This window comes from Streptomyces uncialis, assembly GCF_001905345.1.
Taxonomy (GTDB): domain Bacteria; phylum Actinomycetota; class Actinomycetes; order Streptomycetales; family Streptomycetaceae; genus Streptomyces; species Streptomyces uncialis.
Genome location: NZ_LFBV01000010.1, coordinates 520,159 through 538,111, shown reverse-complemented (window position 1 = coordinate 538,111; position 17,953 = coordinate 520,159). Strand labels below are relative to the sequence as shown.

Annotated in this window: 13 protein-coding genes and 1 tRNA gene; 12 read left to right on the top strand and 2 right to left on the bottom strand. The window is 73.0% G+C overall.

Annotated elements, in window-relative coordinates; translation table 11 throughout:
* Positions 1–189: 189 nt before the first annotated feature.
* Both AB852_RS32525 and AB852_RS32520 read left to right on the top strand, forming a co-directional pair.
* Entirely contained in the window at positions 190–2,853 is a 2,664-nt protein-coding gene (locus AB852_RS32525) for an alpha/beta fold hydrolase (protein WP_073793774.1), read from the top strand.
* Between the two features lie 80 nt (positions 2,854–2,933).
* Complete coding sequence (locus AB852_RS32520; protein WP_073794361.1) at positions 2,934–3,791, top strand: ABC transporter permease; 858 nt, start codon at positions 2,934–2,936, stop codon at positions 3,789–3,791.
* A 102-nt stretch (positions 3,792–3,893) separates the two neighbouring features.
* Here AB852_RS32520 and AB852_RS40090 read toward each other — a convergent pair whose 3' ends face one another.
* Positions 3,894–4,058, bottom strand: a complete 165-nt coding sequence (locus AB852_RS40090) for a hypothetical protein (RefSeq protein WP_178391171.1) — start codon at positions 4,056–4,058, stop codon at positions 3,894–3,896.
* A 229-nt stretch (positions 4,059–4,287) separates the two neighbouring features.
* Here AB852_RS40090 and AB852_RS32515 point away from each other — a divergent pair, with 229 nt between their 5' ends.
* The 3 genes from AB852_RS32515 to AB852_RS32505 all read left to right on the top strand — a co-directional run bounded on the left by AB852_RS32515 (position 4,288) and on the right by AB852_RS32505 (position 6,819).
* Positions 4,288–5,457: a sensor histidine kinase gene (locus tag AB852_RS32515; protein ID WP_073793773.1), complete on the top strand. Its 1,170-nt coding sequence runs from the start codon at positions 4,288–4,290 to the stop codon at positions 5,455–5,457.
* Entirely contained in the window at positions 5,445–6,098 is a 654-nt protein-coding gene (locus AB852_RS32510) for a response regulator transcription factor (RefSeq protein ID WP_073793772.1), read from the top strand. Before AB852_RS32515 ends, AB852_RS32510 begins: the two co-directional genes overlap by 13 nt.
* Positions 6,099–6,288: 190 nt before the next feature.
* Positions 6,289–6,819, top strand: coding sequence for an SET domain-containing protein-lysine N-methyltransferase (locus tag AB852_RS32505; RefSeq protein WP_073793771.1), 531 nt, complete (start codon positions 6,289–6,291; stop codon positions 6,817–6,819).
* 209 nt (positions 6,820–7,028) lie between these two features.
* Here the strand turns inward: AB852_RS32505 and AB852_RS32500 are convergent.
* Positions 7,029–7,101, bottom strand: a tRNA-Arg gene (locus tag AB852_RS32500).
* 288 nt (positions 7,102–7,389) lie between these two features.
* Between AB852_RS32500 and AB852_RS32495 the strand changes: the two genes are divergently transcribed.
* The 7 genes from AB852_RS32495 (at position 7,390) to AB852_RS32465 (ending at position 17,898) form a co-directional block, all read left to right on the top strand.
* A complete protein-coding gene (locus tag AB852_RS32495; protein ID WP_079185079.1) occupies positions 7,390–9,192 on the top strand; it encodes a GTPase domain-containing protein in 1,803 nt (600 codons plus the stop codon).
* A 5-nt stretch (positions 9,193–9,197) separates the two neighbouring features.
* Positions 9,198–11,699 carry a YfjP family GTPase gene (locus AB852_RS32490; protein WP_425444198.1) on the top strand — a complete coding sequence of 834 codons (2,502 nt, stop codon included), beginning with the start codon at positions 9,198–9,200 and terminating at the stop codon, positions 11,697–11,699.
* Positions 11,700–12,114: 415 nt separating this feature from the next.
* Positions 12,115–12,762 (top strand): single-stranded DNA-binding protein, encoded by a 648-nt coding sequence (locus AB852_RS38135; RefSeq protein WP_079185078.1) that lies wholly within the window; start codon positions 12,115–12,117, stop codon positions 12,760–12,762.
* 390 nt (positions 12,763–13,152) lie between these two features.
* A complete protein-coding gene (locus AB852_RS32480) occupies positions 13,153–14,619 on the top strand; it encodes a TQXA domain-containing protein (RefSeq protein ID WP_425444197.1) in 1,467 nt (488 codons plus the stop codon).
* A 355-nt stretch (positions 14,620–14,974) separates the two neighbouring features.
* Positions 14,975–16,639, top strand: coding sequence for an energy-dependent translational throttle protein EttA (gene ettA / locus AB852_RS32475; protein WP_073793769.1), 1,665 nt, complete (start codon positions 14,975–14,977; stop codon positions 16,637–16,639).
* A gap of 6 nt (positions 16,640–16,645) precedes the next feature.
* Positions 16,646–17,110 (top strand): acyl-CoA thioesterase, encoded by a 465-nt coding sequence (locus AB852_RS32470; protein WP_073793768.1) that lies wholly within the window; start codon positions 16,646–16,648, stop codon positions 17,108–17,110.
* On the top strand, positions 17,107–17,898 hold the full coding sequence (locus AB852_RS32465; protein ID WP_073793767.1) for a DUF8010 domain-containing protein: 792 nt from the start codon (positions 17,107–17,109) through the stop codon (positions 17,896–17,898). Before AB852_RS32470 ends, AB852_RS32465 begins: the two co-directional genes overlap by 4 nt.
* The last annotated feature ends 55 nt before the right edge of the window (positions 17,899–17,953 follow it).

Sequence of the window (17,953 nt, the reverse complement as noted above, 5' to 3'; positions counted from 1 at the left end):
GGCCCGCACCCGACGGACAACGAACAGGGGCAGCACCCGGGGGCGCGAGGAACCGCGCAGAACGAGAACCGCCCCGCACCCGAGGGACAACAGCAGCAGGCAGCATCCAGGGGGCGCGGGGGCACCCCCCGCAAGCACTCCTGGGCACCCACAAGGTGACCGGCCACCCCCTCCGCTTACGGTTGTCGCATGGACCTGCGACTGCCCACCCCACCAAGGCCCCGCCGGCCAAGGCGCCTGCTGGCCGCCGTGGCCGGTGTCGCCCTGCTCGCCGGGGCCGGTACCTGGACGGCCGCCGCGTCCGACGACGCCCCGTCCGTCCGCAGAGCGGACCGCGCACTGGACTCGGGCGGCACCCGGATCGACACCTCGTACTTCACCACCCCCGGCGCCGGCAAACGCCCCGCGGTCCTCCTCGGCCACGGCTTCGGCGGCAGCAAGGACGACGTCAGGGAGCAGGCCGAGGACCTGGCCCGCGAGGGCTACGCCGTGCTCACCTGGTCCGCCCGCGGCTTCGGTGACTCCGGCGGCCGGATCGGCCTCAACGACCCGCGGACCGAGGTCGCGGACGTCTCCCGTCTGATCGACTGGCTGGCCGACCGCCCCGAGGTCGAACTCGACAAGGCGGGCGACCCGCGCGTGGGCATGACGGGCGCCTCCTACGGCGGCGCGGTCTCGCTCCTCGCCGCCGGACACGACGGCCGGGTCGACGCACTCGCCCCGCAGATCACGTACTGGAACCTCGCCGACGCCCTGTTCCCCGGCGGCGTCTTCAAGAAGACCTGGGCCGGACTGTTCATCAACAGCGGCGGCGGCTGCGACCGCTTCACCGCCGAACTGTGCCGGATGTACGAGCGGGTGGCCGAGAGCGGGGTGCCCGACGACCGGGCCCGCGCGCTGCTGGAGGCCCGTTCCCCGGTCGCCGTCGGTGACCGGATCAAGGTCCCCACCCTTGTCGTCCAGGGGCAGTCGGACTCCCTCTTCCCGCTGGACCAGGCCGACGCGATGGCCCGCGCGATCCGCGCCAACGGCGCACCCGTGGACATGGACTGGATCTCCGGCGGCCATGACGGCGGCGACATGGAGCGCGACCGTACGCACGACCGGATCGGCGCGTGGTTCGACCGGCACCTCAAGGGTGACGACAGTGTGGGCACCGGCCCCGCGTTCCGGGTCACCCGCACCGGTGGGGTCGACTCCACCAACGGCGCGGCCCTGCTGCGCGGCGCGAGCGGCGACTCCTACCCGGGGCTGCGCGGCGACCCGCGCGACATCGCGCTGGAGGGGCGTGAGCAGACGTTCGACAACCCGGCGGGCGCCAGTCCGCCCGCCGTCTCCGGGCTGCCCGGGTTCGGCGGCGCGGGCGGGGGCGGCGGCGGGCTGTCCCAGCTCTCCGCGCTCGGCGTCGGCCTCTCCCTGGACTTCCCCGGCCAGTACGCCCGTTTCGACTCCGCGCCGCTGACCGAGGACCGGCGGATCACCGGCACCCCCAGTGTCCGCGTCCGGGTCACGTCCACCAGTGACGACGCCGTGCTCTTCGCCAAGCTGTACGACGTGGCGCCGGACGGCGAACGGCAGGTGCTGCCGGCCCAGCTCGTCGCCCCCGTGCGCGTGGCCGACGCGAAGGACGGCAAGGACGTCACACTGACGCTGCCCGCCATCGACCATGAGGTGGAGCGCGGCCACAAGCTGCGGCTCGCCGTGTCCTCCACCGACCTCGGCTACGCCTCGCCGCTCGCCCCCGCGCGGTACACCGTGTCCGTCCAGGGCGAGCTGTCGGTGCCCACCGCGCCCGGGGTGACCACCGCGGCCGCGCCGCTGCCCGCCTGGGTGTGGGCGCTGCCCCTGGCCGCCGTGGTCATCGGCGCGGCCCTGCTGCTGACCGCCCGCCGCCGGACGGCCGCGCCCGCGCCCGACCCGGCGCTCGCGGACGTCCCCCTCCAGATCACGGACCTCAGCAAGCGGTACGCCAAGTCCGCCGACCGCTACGCGGTACGGGAACTGTCGTTCCGCGTCGAGCGGGGCCAGGTGCTCGGACTGCTCGGACCCAACGGCGCGGGCAAGACCACCACCCTGCGGATGCTGATGGGTCTGATCCGGCCCGACCAGGGCGAGATCCGGGTGTTCGGCCACGCGATCCGTCCCGGCGCCCCGGTGCTGTCCCGGGTCGGCGCGTTCGTGGAGGGTGCCGGATTCCTCCCGCACCTGACCGGCCGCGAGAACCTGGACCTGTACTGGCGGGCCACCGGACGCCCCACCGAGGACGCCCGGATGACGGAGGCCCTGGAGATCGCCGGGCTCGGCGAGGCCCTTCAGCGCGCGGTGCGCACGTACTCCCAGGGCATGCGGCAGCGTCTCGCGCTCGCCCAGGCCATGCTCGGGCTGCCCGACCTGCTCATCCTCGACGAACCCACCAACGGCCTCGACCCGCCGCAGATCCGCGAGATGCGCGAGGTCATGATCCGCTACGCGCGCGACGGACGGACCGTGATCGTCTCCAGCCATCTGCTGTCCGAGGTCGAGCAGTCCTGCACCCATCTCGTGGTCATGGACCGCGGACGGCTCGTCCAGGCCGGACCCGTCGCGCAGATCGTGGGCTCCGGGGACGCGCTGCACGTGGGACTCGCGGGCGAGGTGTCCGACCCGCTGGTCGAGAAGATCGCCGTACTGCCGGGAGTGGCGTCGGCGGTCCGCTCGGAAGGCGGACTGCTCGTCCGTCTCGCCGAGGCCGGCCCCGAGGCGTCCAGAGAGCTCCTGGTGGAGCTCGTACGGCTGGAGGTGCCCGTCGAGTCGATGGGCCCCCACCGCACGCTGGAGGACGCGTTCCTGACCCTGATCGGAGGACCCCAGTGACCACCACCGGACCTGTGGGCGTCCGCCCGGACGGCGAAGGACCCCCGGACGGCGAAGGGCACCCGCTCCGTGACGGCGCGGTGGCCGTGCAGAGCGCGCCGGGCTACCGGGCCCGCGGCACCCTGCCCATCAGGGTGGAGCTGGTGCGCCAGCTGGGGCGGCGGCGGACGCTCGTGATGGGCGCCATCCTCGGACTGCTGCCGTTCGTCCTCGCCGTCGCGTTCGCCATCGGGGGCAGCCCCGACGAACGCGGTGGCCCGGGTGAGCGGATCTCGCTCATGGACACCGCCACCGCCTCGGGGGCGAACTTCGCCGCCACCTGTCTGTTCGTGTCGGCCGGGTTCCTGCTGGTGGTCCCCGTCGCGTTGTTCTGCGGGGACACCGTCGCCTCCGAGGCCAGCTGGTCGTCGCTGCGCTACCTCCTGGCCGCGCCCGTGCCCCGGGCCCGGCTGCTGTGGTCGAAGCTCGTCGTCGCCCTCGGTATGAGTCTCGCGGCGATGGTGCTGCTGCCTCTCGTCGGGCTCGCCGTGGGATCGGTGCTGTACGGCTGGGGCCCGCTCGCCATCCCCACGGGCGGCACGCTCGACGCGGCGACGGCCGCACAGCGGCTCGTGATCGTCATCGCGTACATCTTCATCTCGCAACTCGTCACGGCGGGCCTCGCGTTCTGGCTGTCCACCCGCACCGACGCCCCGCTCGGCGCGGTCGGCGGCGCGGTCGGGCTGACGATCGTCGGTAACGTCCTCGACGCGGTCACCGCACTCGGCGACTGGCGGAACTACCTGCCCGCCCACTGGCAGTTCGCCTGGGCGGACGCCGTACAGCCCCGGCTGGAGTGGAGCGGCATGATCCAGGGCGCGGCCGTCTCGCTCACCTACGCGATCATCCTGTTCGCCCTGGCCTTCCGCGGCTTCACCCGCAAGGACATCGTCTCGTAGGGCACCACCGGCTCCCGCCGGTCACCCGTCACGGCGCCAGGTCGCAAGGGGGGTGGTCGGTGGGAGCCGACGGACGCGCCCGCCCCTGACCGTCTCACCGGCTCAGGACTCCGCTCTGCGCGTCCGGTAGATCGCGATCGCGCTGCCGATGGCGACCGCGCCCGTGGGGAGACTGACGGCCAGATGCGTCCCCTCCGACAGGACGAAGCTCGACAGGGCGTTGAGGGCGAGAGCGGTCACGAACAGGAACCACAGGAAGGGCCGCACGGTCGGATGATCCTTTCGAGGCGAGGCGCGCCCCACGGGGAGCGCGCGCAGCTGAAGTGGGCGCCGCCGGAGCGAGTGCGGCGCAAGCGCGTACCCCTCAAGGATCGCCGCCGACGGAACGGTCCGGTAAGGGGGCCGGCTGCCGTGTCGGTGGTGGAGCAGGCTCCACCACGGACCGGGGGGACCACCCACCTGAGCGGCGCCCACCAGGTCGTTTAGCCTGACCGGCATGGAGAGACCGATACGGGAGGCGGCGCGGGCGACACGCCGTCTCGGTATATCCGCGGGCTTCACCGTCGTGTCGTACTTCTTCATGCCCGTCCTCGCGTTCACGGCCGTCGGCAGCGTCATCGTCATCGGCGCGGGAACGCTCCCGGAGACCACACTGCTGCTGCGCCGGGTCGCCGGGGCCAAGCGGAAGCTCGTGGGGGAGTGGACCGGGACCCCCGTCCCGGAGGCGTACACGCCGCTCGAAGGCACGCTCGTGGAGCGTGTCAGAGCGGCGCTCGGCGACCCGGGTACCTACCGCGACCTGCGCTGGCTCGGCGCGCACTACGTGTACGGGCTGCTGCTGGCGTGCGCGACCCCCGCCCTGTGGGTGGTGGGCCTCATCGTGGACTTCGTCTGGCACGGCATGGCAGGACGCCGCCCGGCCGTCCTGCCGCTGATCGGGCGGCTCGCGGAACTCGACGCGGACTGGTCCCGCACCCTGCTCGAACCGTCCCCCGAGGCCCGCGACAACGCCCGCCTCGCCGAGCGGGTCGCCGAGCTGACGGTGACCCGCGAGGGCGCGGTCGCGGCGCACGGCGCGGAGCTGCGCCGTATCGAACGCGACCTGCACGACGGCGCCCAGGCCCATCTCGTCGCCCTGTCCATGCGGGTGGGGCTCGCCAAGCGCGCGTACGAACGCGATCCGGACCTGGCCCGCCGGCTTCTCGCCGAGGCACAGGACCAGGCCGAGGAGGCCCTCACCGAACTGCGCCACGTCGTACGGGGCATCCATCCGCCGATCCTCACCGACCGGGGCCTGCTGGGCGCGGTCCGGGCGCTGGCGGCGGGCAGCGGGCTGGCCGTGGAGGTGACCGACGACGGGGTGGAGGCCGCCGGGGCCCGCGCCCCCGCGGGGATCGAGGCCGCCGCGTACTTCGTCGTCGCGGAGGCCCTGACCAACGCGGCGAAACACGGCGGCGGCGAACACGCCGGGGTGGAACTCCGCAGGGCGGGTCGCGCGTTGCAGATCACGGTACGGGACGACGGGCGGGGCGGGGCGGACGAGTCGGGCGGCAGCGGGCTGCTCGGCATGCGGCGCCGGGTGGCCGCGCTCGACGGCACCGTCCGGCTGACCAGCCCCGTCGGGGGGCCGACCGTGATCGATGTGGAGCTGCCGTGCGCCTGGTGATCGCCGAGGACAACGCCCTGCTCAGGGAGGGCCTGACGCTGCTGGTCACGACCGCGGGACATGAGGTGGTCGCGAGTGTGGGCACCGGCCCCGAGGTGCTGCCCGCCCTCGTGGCCCACCGCCCGGACGTCGCGGTCCTCGATGTCCGGATGCCGCCCGGCTTCCGTGACGAGGGTCTGCGCGCCGCGCTCGCCGCGCGCCGGGAGATCCCGGGCCTGCCGGTCCTCGTGCTGTCCCAGTACGTGGAGGAGACCTACGCCGCCGAACTGCTCGGCGGCGGCGCGGGCGGCGTCGGATATCTCCTCAAGGACCGCGTCGGCCGGGTGGACGAGTTCCTCGACGCGCTGGAACGCGTCGCCGCGGGCGGTACGGCTCTGGACCCGGAGGTCGTCACCGAGCTGATGTCCCAGCGCCGGGACGACCCCCTGGGGACCCTCACACCCCGCGAGCGCGAGGTGCTGCATCTGATGGCCGAGGGCCATGACAACGCCACCATCGCGACCACCCTCGTCATCACCGAACGCGCCGTCAGCAAGCACATCGGCAACGTCTTCCTGAAGCTCGGCCTTCCCCCGACCGACACCGGCCACCGCAGGGTCCTCGCCGTCCTGGCCTACCTCGAAAAGCGTTTCACCCGCTGAACCCGCTGAGACGGCACCCCCGGCCCGGCCGCCGGTCCGGGGCGGGGCCGTGCGACGGGGCCGGTAAGGGTCTGGTGCCCGACCCGGTTGTGCGGTTGTGTGGGGGCGTCCGCGTTCTGATCTCGCCGGGTGCCCGACCTGCGGCTGAGACGAGCGTGCGCGCGCCGGGCGATGACCGAAGGGCTCATCGATGAGTGTTCAGGAGTCTGCCGATCCGTCGAGGACGGTCGTTCTCCCCGGTCGGGAGCAGGGAGTCGAACTGCGGGAGTCCGGCGACAAGGGAGCCGGCGTGTTCGCCGTGCGGCGGTTCCGGACGGGCGAGCTGGTCCTGGCCGGAGCCATCGGGGCGGAGCTGGACCGCAACGACGCGCACGCCTCGCAGGTCGCGCTGGACCGCTTCGTGCGGCACGAGGGCATGATGCCGAGCGTGAACCACTCCTGCGATCCGTCGTGCGGGATCAGGCTGAACGCCTCCGGCGCCCATGACCTCTTCGCCCGGCTGCCGATCACCTCCGGCGAGGAGATCACCTTCGACTACGCGATGCGCAACCACACCGTCGACCACTTCCCCGCCCGCTGCCGCTGCGGGTCGGCCCTGTGCCGTGGCCGGATCACCGGCTGGAAGGACTTGCCCGCCGACCGCAGGAACGCCTACCAGGGCTTCGTCGCCCCCTACCTCCTCACCGAACCCCACGCCCCGGCCCGCCCCGGCCCCGCGTAGCCCCCACGGCGGTATCTCCCGCACCTCCCGCCCCGAACCGCCCGGAGCTCTCCAGGAACCCGCCCCGGCACGCTCCCGCACCTCCCCCGGAACGCTCCAGGCACCCGCCCCGGAGCCTTCGCCGGGAGGCAAGGCGCTTGTCCTATCAGCGATGTGCATACGGACATGAAGAAGCCTCACCGGCGTTTCCGCTGGTGAGGCTGGGTTTGCGCCCCCGGCAGGACTCGAACCTGCGGCCAAGCGCTTAGAAGGCGCCTGCTCTATCCACTGAGCTACGGGGGCCGGGTGACGGCCGGGTGGCCTGGTGCCCGGGGGGTGGTCCGGGGACCGTGTCCGGGACAAGGATAGGGCTCCTGATTCCTAGTACCCGGCGCTTCGCCTCCGTGGCTCGATGTGGAGGTTCGGTGAAGCGGTCCTGATAATCGCAGGCAGGTGCGAATCGTGCATCGCTTTTCGCGTCTCGCGCCCCGGGTGTTGTGCACTCGTTATGCCTGCGCCCCACTCACGCCTTCCGTCCCAGGTGTCCGTTCGGCCGTTTCCTGCCGGGTCGTCGGCGCGCAGGATACCCATATGCTTCAGAAAGTCGCCAAAGTTGGGCATTCTTCGCATGTGGTGACCTTGGACGTACGGCCTCAACTGCTCGACGCTCTCTCCGCACTGCGTGAGCGGGTCGCCGCCGCCCGCTTTCCGCTCCCTCTCCCGGGGGCGCCACGCGCGCGTGCCAACCGCGACGAGCTGCTCGCCCAGCTCGACGACTACCTGGTGCCACGGCTCGGAGCCCCCGACGCACCGCTGCTGGCCGTCATCGGGGGCTCCACCGGCGCCGGGAAGTCGACCCTGGTCAACTCCCTCGTGGGCCGCCAGGTCAGCGAGGCGGGCGTACTGCGCCCGACCACCCGGGTCCCCGTGCTCGTCTGCCACCCGGAGGACCACCACTGGTTCAGCGGCCTGCGGGTCCTCCCCGGCCTCACCCGGGTCTGGGTACCCCCGCAGGACGCCTTCGGCGGCGACGCCCACGACCTGCTGCCCGGCCACGGCCACAGCCACGGCCGAGGCGGCGGACACCGGGACGGCGACGGCCCGGACGAACGGCAGCTGCGCATCGAGACGGCGACCGCCCTGCCCCGCGGACTCGCCCTCCTCGACGCCCCCGACATCGACTCCCTCGTCGCCCAGAACCGCCTCCTCGCCGCCCAGCTCATCTGCGCCGCCGACATCTGGGTCATGGTCACCACCCCCGCCCGCTACGCCGACGCCGTCCCCTGGCATCTGCTGCGGACCGCCAAGGAGTACGACGCCACCCTGGTCAGCGTTCTCGACCGGGTGCCGCACCAGGTCGTCGGCGAGGTGTCCCGCCAGTACGCGGCCCTGCTCACCAAGGCCGGACTGGGGGACGTACCCCGGTTCACCGTCCCGGAACTCCCCGAGTCCACCGGCGGCGGCGGACTCCTCCCGTCCACCGCCGTCGCCCCGCTGCGCGCCTGGCTCACCCAGCGCGCCCAGGAACCCACCACGCGCGGGCACACCATCATCCGGACCGCCGGCGGCATGCTCCACTCGCTGCGCTCCCGGATGCCGGAACTCGCCGGGGCCGTGGCCGCACAGCACGCCGCCGCCGTCCGGCTCACCGCCGTCGTGGAGGACGTGTACGAAAGCGAGCACGCGCGCGTGAGGGGCCGTCTCCAGGCCGGAGCGGTGCTCTCCGGGGACGCCCTGAAGCGATGGCGCAGCTACCCCCTCGACTGCGGCCCCGGAGAGCTCCTCGACACCCTCGTCGAGAACCTCGGCGCCCTCCTGCTGTGCTGCGCCACCGCCGCCGACGAACAGATCGACGAACGCTGGCGCCGCGAACCCGGCTGCGCGGCGCACGGCCTGACCGCCCGTGACCCCGACCTGGAGAGCGCCGAGCACCGTGTCGGGATGGCCGTACGGCGCTGGCGGCGCGAGCTGGAGGAGTACTGCGAGGACGAGGTGCGCGACGTCGACCGGAGCACCGCGCCCGATCCGGAGGCCGTCGCCGCGATGCTCGCGGTGGCCCTCCTGGGCGGTCCGCGCGGTCGCGCGGCCGGGGAGAGCCTCGCCGACCGCATCGGCGCGCAGAGCGCGCTCAGACTGCGCGAGAGGGGCGGCCGGCTGGTCTCCGACTACGTCGAGAAGGTGCTCTACGCCGAACGGGAACGCCGTCTCGCCCCGCTGGACGCCCTGGACATCCGTCCCGAGCCCCAGTCCGAGCTCATCGCCGCCCTGTCCGTCCTCCAGCGTGAGCAGCGGCGGCAGGGGGAGCCCCAGGATGCGCCCGCGAGCGACGACGCCCCGCAGGGCCGGAAGGCGCAAGAGGGACACAGCCGTCAGAGTGATCCGAGGGAGAGGTGACCGCGGTGACCGCCGTGACCGACCACACCGACCGTGCCGATGGCGCGGACGGCATGACGACGCACGCACCGCACGCGGCGCACGGCGAGCGCGCCGGGGAGGCCGGGGAAGCGGGGAAGGCCGAACAGGGCGAGCGGGGGGCCGGGGACACCGCCGAGCAGGGGGAGCACGCGGACCAGCCGCGGGACACCGAGAGCGGCGGCCGGGCGGACGGCCCGGAGCGCGCGGAGGTGTCGGACGATGTGGAGGAGCCGGGGCGGTCGGGGCAGTCGGAGGAGTCGGAGGAGTCGGGGGAGCCGGATGAGCTGCGGCGCACCGAGCCGGTGGGGCCGGTGGGATCGGTCGGGTCTGCGGGCTCGGTGGGGCGTCATGACGGTCGCTCAGGTCACCCCGGTCACCGGGACCATTCCGCGGGTCACGGGGAGCCCACCGGGTCCGTGGAGGACCCTCGGGGCACCGGTGGCGCGCGGGGCGGCGGCGCCGAGGACACCGACCGGGCGGCTGTCGGTTCCGATGACACCCGGGCTGGTGCTGGTGCCGGGACTGCGGCGCCCGGAAACGGCGGTCGCGACGGGAACGGGGCCGTCGACCCGGACGAGGACGAGGGCGCGCGCGCGGGAAGCGCGGAACGCGACTCCTCCGTGTCCCCCGGTACGTCCGCGGGTACGTCCCCCGTCCCGGATGCCGCCGCCCCCTCCCATACCTCCCTGGGGACACGCTTCCGGACCGCCGCCGAAGCGCCCTTCACGCGTGCGCGTGCCCGTCGCGAACAGGGTGCGGACAGCGGGCGGGTCTGGGACGACGGACTGATCGCCCGACGGGTCACCGACGCCGATGTGGCCGCCGCGGGCGTGGTGGACCACACCGCCCCGCACGCCGCCGCGCCGCAGACGGACACCGCCGCGGCCGGGTACGACACGGAGCTGCGGGGGCGGCTCGACGCCCTGCGTGAGCTCGTGGGGCTCTCCCGGGCGCGGCTCGACAGGGCCACGCTCGCGGAGGCCGGGCGGGTGCTGGACGAGGCCACCGCGCGGCGACGGCTCTCCGACCGGCACACGGTCGTCGCCGTCGCGGGCGCCACCGGCAGCGGCAAGTCGACACTGTTCAACGCGCTCGCCGGGGTCAACATCTCCGACACCGGGGTCCGCCGCCCCACCACCTCCTCACCGATCGCCTGCACCTGGACGGACGGCGCCGCCGGGCTCCTCGACCGGCTCGGTGTGCCGGGACGGCTGCGGCGCAGGCCCGTGCCCCACGCGGGAGGCGAGGTTCAGCTCGACGGACTCGTCCTCATCGACCTCCCCGACCACGACTCGGCGTCCGTGGTCCACCGGGAGCAGGTCGACCGGGTCCTCGCGCTGGTGGACGCCGTCATCTGGGTGGTGGATCCGGAGAAGTACGCCGACGCCGTGCTCCACGAGCGGTATCTGCGGCCCCTGGCCGGGCACGCCGAGGTGATGTTCGTCGTCCTCAACCAGATCGACCGGCTGCCCGGGGACGCCGCAGACCAGGTGCTGGACGATCTGCGGCGGCTCCTGGACGAGGACGGGGTCGCCCTCGGCGAGTACGACGAGCCCGGTGCCACCGTCCTCGCGCTGTCCGCGCTGACCGGCGAGGGAATGGACCAGCTCAGGGAGGCACTGGACCAGTTCCTCGCCGAACGCGCCGCACCGGCCCGCCGGATCGCGGCCGATGTGGACGCCGCCGCGAGCCGTCTGCGGCCGGTGTACGCCGCCGCCCGCCGGCCGGGGCTGACGGAACGGGCCCGTGACGAGTTCTCGGACCGTCTCGCCGAGGCGGTCGGCGCGAGCGCCGCCGGTGACGCCGCCGAACGCGCCTGGCGCCGCCACGCCGGTACCGCCTGCGGGACCCCCTGGCTGCGGTTGTGGCGCTGGTACGAGTCCCGACGCGACCCGGCGTCGGTGTTCCCGCAGCCCCCCGCTCCGGTGGACGAGGAGTCCACGGCCCGTCAGCGTGTCGAGCAGGCCGTGCGCACCGTGGCCGACCAGGCGGCGTCGGGACTGCCGACCCCATGGGCCCAGGCCGTGCGCGAGGCCGCGGTACGGGGCGCGTCGGGGCTGCCCGAGGCCCTGGACCGTCTCGCGATCGCCGCGGGGGCGTCCGGACGGCCGCCCCGGCCCGGATGGTGGCCGTTCGCCGTGCTCGCCCAGGCGTCGATGACGGTTCTTCAACTCGTCGGGGCGCTGTGGCTGGTCGGCCAGATCGTCGGGATGATGTCGCCCAACCTGGGGGTGCCGGTCCTGCTGATGGTGGTCGGCATCGTCGGCGGCCCCTTGGTCGAGTGGCTGTGCCGACTGGCCGCCCGGGGTCCGGCCCGGCGGTACGGGACCGAGGCGGAACGGCGGCTGCGGGAGGCCGCGGCCGGGTGCGGACGGGCCAAGGTGCTCGATCCGGTGGCGGCGGAGCTGCTGCGGTACCGGGAGGTCCGTGAGCAGTATCTGCGGGTCACGGGAGTGGTTCCGGTGCCGCTCGGCGCGGGCGGATAGCGGGTCGCGGGTCACACGGGTACCGGGGCGGGCGGCCCCGTCGGAGGGAGTGGGCAGCAGCGCCGGCGGATCGGCGGCGAGCGGCCGCGCTACCCCCACCCGCTGCTGCTGCCGGGGCGGCCCGGAGCGGCCCCGTCCGGGGTGGGCCCGGCCGGCGTGGGCGGATGGCGTCATCCGTTCGGGTGGCGGGGTTTTCCACAACCGTCGCGCCACACACAGGGCTCAGCGGGATCGGGCCCGGCCGGGCACTCTGGAATCCGGCCCGGGAAAGCGCGGTGCACCTCGCGTGGCCCGGGAGCCGGTGGGGCCGGCGGCCTTGTGTCGTCGTGCCGTCCACCGGTGTCCGCGAATCCACGGGGGATCGCGGAACCCGGTCGTGCGGGGAGTGCCCGCGCGGGTCCGTAGGGGGTAGGCAATGAACGACACGCTGGTGACAGTGGTGGGCAACGTCGCGACGGCACCGGTCTTCCGGGAGTTGCCGACGGGCGCGGTGGTGAGGTTCCGGATCGCGGCGACATCGCGCTACCGGGACCGGGGGCGGGATTCCTGGATCGACGGCCACACCAACTTCTTCACGGTGTACGCGTGGCGGACGCTCGGGGAGAACGCGGCGGCGTCCCTGTCCGTCGGCGAACCGGTGATCGTGCGGGGCCGGTTGAAGGTGCGGCAGGAGGATCGGGGCAACGGCCAGCAGTGGTTCAGCGCGGACATCGAGGCGAGCTCCATCGGCCACGACCTCGCCCGGGGCACCACGGCGTTCCGCCGTGACAGGCCCGGCCCGCGCTCGCGCGCCGACGGTACGACGGAGGGCGGCGGCAGCGGGACCCCCGCCCCCGCCCCTGGCAAGCCCGGTACTCCCGGTACTCCCGGTACTCCCGGTACTCCCGGCGCGGCGGTCGGCGGGCAGGCGCCCGCTCCGCCGGGGCCGGACGACGGATTGTGGGACACGGGAGCGGTGCCCGACGGCGCGGTGGGCCCACCGGCACCACCGACCTCATCGGCCCCACTGGCACCACCAGTCCCACCCGCCCCGGCGCGCAGGCGTCCGACGCCGGTCGTTTGAACGAGGCGGGTACGGGAGCCGGTACGAGCCCGTGCGCGCGGGCGGGGCGGGTGTGGGGTGGGTCCGGGCCCGGGTCCGAACCCGCACGCCGGTCCGTACCGTGTCGCGACCGTCGCCGCCGCTGTCACCGAGACCGCGACGTTCCTGAGGCCGTGAGGGTCACCGCAACCGCCACGGCCACCCCCGTACGAATGCGTGGATTTGTCGATAAGCCCAGGTCGGAAGCGTGAAAAGCGATAACGATTCCGAGTCGGAACGGTTATCCGACGGTATGTGTGGGGCGACCGGTGTGCCGGACTTCTTAGGATGCCGGGACAGCTCATGGAGCATCTCGTTCTGCTGGTGAGGACCACCCCCCACGCCAACGGGCCTCACCCGAAAGGGAATTCTGTGTATTCAGTCAGCTCTCCCCCGAGGAGGAGCATCTGTCGTACGGCCGTCGTGGCCCTGGCGTCCGGCCTGTTCGTCACGGCCATGGTGACCGGTGCCCCGCTCGCCGCCGCCGGTGAGGGCACGCAGGATCAGGGCGGAGCCACCGCCACCCTCGCCGGTCTGGAACTGTCCGGTGCGGCGATCGTCCGGGTGAACGGCGAGGAACGACACGTCCAGGCCGGTCTGTTCGAGATGGCCGTGGACAACGGCGGCATGCTGCGGACCTATGGCGTCGACCTCGACGCCGCGACCCAGCGGGACGCCAGATATCAGGAAACCCCCTGGGCGGGCACCTCGCTCGGGACCAACGCCGCCGCCGGGAAGGTGCGCTGGATTCTGCGGAACTCGTATCCGCAGGTCAACGATCTCGCGGAGCTCGCCCGCCGCGCCGGCGCGCCCGGTCTCACCGAGCAGGACGCGGCGACCGGCACCCAGATCGCGATCTGGCGCCACTCGGACGGCGCCGGGGCGCGCAGCGGCACGGAGCGGACCGCGCGCGAGATCCCCCGGATCACGGCGGTCGACCCGCAGGCGGAGAAGCTCGCGGACCATCTGGAGCGCAAGGCCCGCAGCCTCCCCGAACCCGAGGCATCGCTGCTCCTGGACGACTCCGCGCTGTCCGCCCGGACCCCGCCCGCCGCGCGGGACGACGGCCGGGTCGGCCCGGTGAAGGTGCGGTCCAACGCCCGGCAGGCGATCGTTCAGCCGGACGCGCGGGCCCTGGCGGCCGGGGTGCGGATCGTCGACGCCAAGGGCCGGCCGGTCACGACCGTACGGGACGGCGGCGAGCTGTACTTCGCGATACCCGAGGGCGCAGCGCCCGGTTCGGCGGCGCTGACCGTGCAGACCTCGACCACGGTGCCCGTCGGCCGGGCCCTGACCTCCGGGAGCCGCAGCCAGACCCAGGTACTCGCCGGGTCCAGTGTGTCGACGGTCTCCGCGACGGCGACCGTGAACTGGGCGGGCGCCGGTCCGATACCCGCGCTGTCCGGCGAACGGAACTGCGCCGATGGCGGCCTCGACCTCACCGTCGGCAACGCCGGCGACGAGGTGTTCGCCTTCGAGCTGATGGGCACCCGCCACCGGGTCGCCGCGGGGCGCACCGGCACGGTGACCGTGCCGCTCAAGGAGGACCAGAGCTACGACTTCACGATCAGGGGACCGTACGGCTACGAGAAGCGGGTCGACGGCATCCTGGACTGCCGTACCCGCAGCGGTGACACGGAAGGCCCCCGCCCGATGTCGGCGCCGAGCCCGGCGTCCGCGGGGGTGCTCGGCGGTGACAGCGGCAGCACGGCGGACCTCGCCGCGACGGGCAGTTCCAGGGCGACCTTCGTGATCGGAGGCGTCGCCGTGGCGCTGGTCGTGATCGGCGGAGCGGCGATGCTGATCCTGCGCCGCAAGCCCTCCGGCCGGGACGAGTAAGCGGCGCGATGAGGCGCGGACCACGGCATTCCGGTGTGAGCTGAGTCACTCCGGCGGGAGGGTGTGCGGCGCGGGACGACCCTCGCGTAGGGCCGTGTCACCGGTCCGTCACCCTCCGGGAGCCCTTCCCCCGCTTCGGCGGGGGTACGGATACCGGCGGTCCGGTCCGGCCTTGAACGGAGGAACGGGCAGGTGACGCCCGGTACGCGGGGACCGGCGGAGGGTTCGCGGGGAGAACGGGTTTCGTCCGCAACCCCCCTGTACGGCAAGATGGACAGGTCTGCCCTCACGCGGCGGAGCAACATGCGGAGTCACATGTTGACACTTCACGTTTCAAGCTGCCGGACGGTTTCCCTTGGCTGAGTACATCTACACCATGCGCAAGGCGCGTAAAGCGCACGGCGACAAGGTGATCCTCGACGACGTCAACCTGAACTTCCTGCCTGGCGCGAAGATCGGTGTCGTCGGACCGAACGGCGCCGGAAAGTCGACCGTCCTGAAGATCATGGCGGGCCTGGAGCAGCCGTCCAACGGTGACGCGTTCCTCGCGCCGGGCTTCAGCGTCGGCATCCTCCTCCAGGAACCGCCGCTCGACGAGACGAAGACGGTCCTGGAGAACGTGCAGGACGGCGTCTCGGAGGTCAAGGGCAAGCTCGACCGCTTCAACGCGATCGCCGAGCAGATGGCGACGGACTACTCCGACGCGCTGCTGGAGGAGATGGGCAAGCTCCAGGAGGAGCTGGACCACGCGAACGCCTGGGACCTCGACGCCCAGCTCGAACAGGCCATGGACGCCCTCGGCTGCCCCCCCGGCGACTCGCCCGTCACCAACCTCTCCGGTGGTGAGAAGCGCCGCGTCGCGCTCTGCAAGCTGCTGCTCGAACAGCCCGACCTGCTGCTCCTCGACGAGCCCACCAACCACCTCGACGCCGAGTCGGTGAACTGGCTGGAGCAGCACCTCGCCAAGTACGCCGGCACCGTCGTGGCGATCACCCACGACAGGTACTTCCTGGACAACGTGGCCGAGTGGATCCTCGAACTCGACCGGGGCCGTGCCTACCCGTACGAGGGCAACTACTCCACTTACCTGGAGACCAAGCAGACCCGGCTCAAGGTCGAGGGCCAGAAGGACGTCAAGCGCGCCAAGCGGCTCAAGGAGGAGCTGGAGTGGGTGCGCTCCAACGCCAAGGGCCGGCAGGCCAAGTCGAAGGCGCGTCTGGCCCGCTACGAGGAGATGGCCGCCGAGGCGGACAAGATGCGGAAGCTGGACTTCGAGGAGATCCAGATCCCGCCGGGCCCCCGGCTCGGCAGCATCGTCGTGGAGGTCGACAACCTCTCCAAGGGCTTCGGCGAGAAGCTGCTGATCGAGGACCTCGCCTTCACGCTCCCGCGCAACGGCATCGTCGGCGTGATCGGCCCCAACGGCGCCGGCAAGACCACGCTGTTCAAGATGATCCAGGGCCTTGAGGACCCGGACGGCGGTTCGATCAAGGTCGGCGAGACCGTGAAGATCTCGTACGTGGACCAGAGCCGCGAGAACATCGACCCGAAGAAGAGCCTGTGGGCCGTCGTCTCGGACGAGCTGGACTACATCAAGGTCGGCCAGGTCGAGATGCCGTCGCGCGCGTACGTCAGCGCGTTCGGCTTCAAGGGCCCGGACCAGCAGAAGCCGGCCGGCATCCTCTCCGGCGGTGAGCGCAACCGGCTGAACCTCGCGCTCACCCTCAAGCAGGGCGGCAACCTGCTGCTCCTCGACGAACCGACCAACGACCTCGACGTCGAGACCCTGTCGTCGCTGGAGAACGCGCTGCTCGACTTCCCGGGCTGCGCGGTGGTCGTCTCCCACGATCGCTGGTTCCTGGACCGCGTCGCCACGCACATCCTGGCGTACGAGGGCGAGTCCCGGTGGTTCTGGTTCGAGGGCAACTTCGACTCGTACGAGAAGAACAAGATCGAGCGGCTCGGCGCGGACGCGGCCCGTCCGCACCGTGCCACGTACAAGAAGCTCACCCGGGGCTGACCGGCCATGACCCGTCACCTCTACAGCTGCCCGCTGCGCTGGTCGGACATGGACGCGTTCGGCCATGTGAACAACGTGGTCTTCCTCCGCTATCTGGAGGAGGCGCGGATCGACTTCATGTTCCGGCTGGCGCCCGGTGACGGGTCGCCGTCGTTCTCGGGCGGGTCCGTCGTGGCCCGTCATGAGATCGACTACGTCCGGCCGCTGGTGCACCGCCACGAGCCGGTCGTCATCGAGTCCTGGGTCACCTCGATCCGCGCGGCCTCGCTGACGATCGCCTACGAGGTCAAGGACCACGAGGGCGCGGACGAGGTGTACGTCAGGGCCTCCACCGTCGTCGTGCCGTTCGACCTGGAGGCGCAGCGGCCCCGGCGGATCACCGCGGAGGAGCGGGAGTTCCTCCAGCGGTACGTTCCCCCGGCCGCCGACGGCGCCGAGGGCGCCGACGCGCAGGAGGCCGTGGCGGCATGACCCGGATCGTGGATCTCGCCGACGCCGGGGAGGCGGCGGACCTCGCCGGTTTCCTCGGCCGGCTGCTCCACTACGACCGGGGTGCGGCGGTCCGCCTCCAGGCGGCGGGCACCACCCTCGCGGTCTTCGGCCGCCCCCCGTCGTTCGAGGTGCTGGCGATCCGTACGGCGCGGCTGGCCAAGCCGTACGAGCACGGCATCGAGGACACGCTGGACATCACGGTGTCGGCCGGTGAGCTGCTGGAGTCGATCGATGACAACGACGGGACGGCGCGGGTGCCCGACGCGGTGACCGGGCCGCCTTGGGCCGGGGTGCTGCCGCCGCGGGGCGGCTGGCATCCGGAGCCGGGGCTGCCGTCCCCCGGGGCGGTACGGGCGATGATCGCCCAGGCCGTGGCCGAGTTCCGGAGCCGGACCGAGGGGCTTCCGGAGGCCGAGCGGGGCAGGGCCGCGCTGGACCGTATCGGGCGGGAGATCTGGTCCCGGCCGCTCGGTGACAGCGATCTGCCCGTGCGGGCCGCGCATGCCGCCCACGCGCTGGGGTTCCTTCCCGGTGCCGACACCGGTGCGGATGCTGGTGCGGGCGCCGATGCCGGTGCGGGTCCCCGTCCCGGTCATGGGCATGGCTCTGCGCCGGGTGGGGCGGGGTCCGGTGGTGGGTCCGGGCGGGCTTCCGGTGTGCCGCTGACGTTGTTGGCCAGTGGTGCGTGGCTGCGGCTGCGGACTCCGTACGGGTCGGTGGCGGTGCGGCGTGCGGGCACGGGGGCGTTGAACGTCAGCCCTGTCTGAGGTCCCACACCCCGGCGTCACCTTTTCCCGTGCGGTCGCCCGTGGGCACGCGGTT

Bases quoted from the DNA above. Each gene is read 5' to 3' on its own strand.
- AB852_RS32470 (WP_073793768.1), top strand. From the start codon at position 16,646: ATGACCCGTCACCTCTACAGCTGCCCGCTGCGCTGGTCGGACATGGAC.
- AB852_RS32495 (WP_079185079.1), top strand. From the start codon at position 7,390: ATGCTTCAGAAAGTCGCCAAAGTTGGGCATTCTTCGCATGTGGTGACC.
- AB852_RS32525 (WP_073793774.1), top strand. From the start codon at position 190: ATGGACCTGCGACTGCCCACCCCACCAAGGCCCCGCCGGCCAAGGCGC.
- AB852_RS32505 (WP_073793771.1), top strand. From the start codon at position 6,289: ATGAGTGTTCAGGAGTCTGCCGATCCGTCGAGGACGGTCGTTCTCCCC.
- AB852_RS38135 (WP_079185078.1), top strand. From the start codon at position 12,115: ATGAACGACACGCTGGTGACAGTGGTGGGCAACGTCGCGACGGCACCG.
- AB852_RS32515 (WP_073793773.1), top strand. From the start codon at position 4,288: ATGGAGAGACCGATACGGGAGGCGGCGCGGGCGACACGCCGTCTCGGT.
- AB852_RS32465 (WP_073793767.1), top strand. From the start codon at position 17,107: ATGACCCGGATCGTGGATCTCGCCGACGCCGGGGAGGCGGCGGACCTC.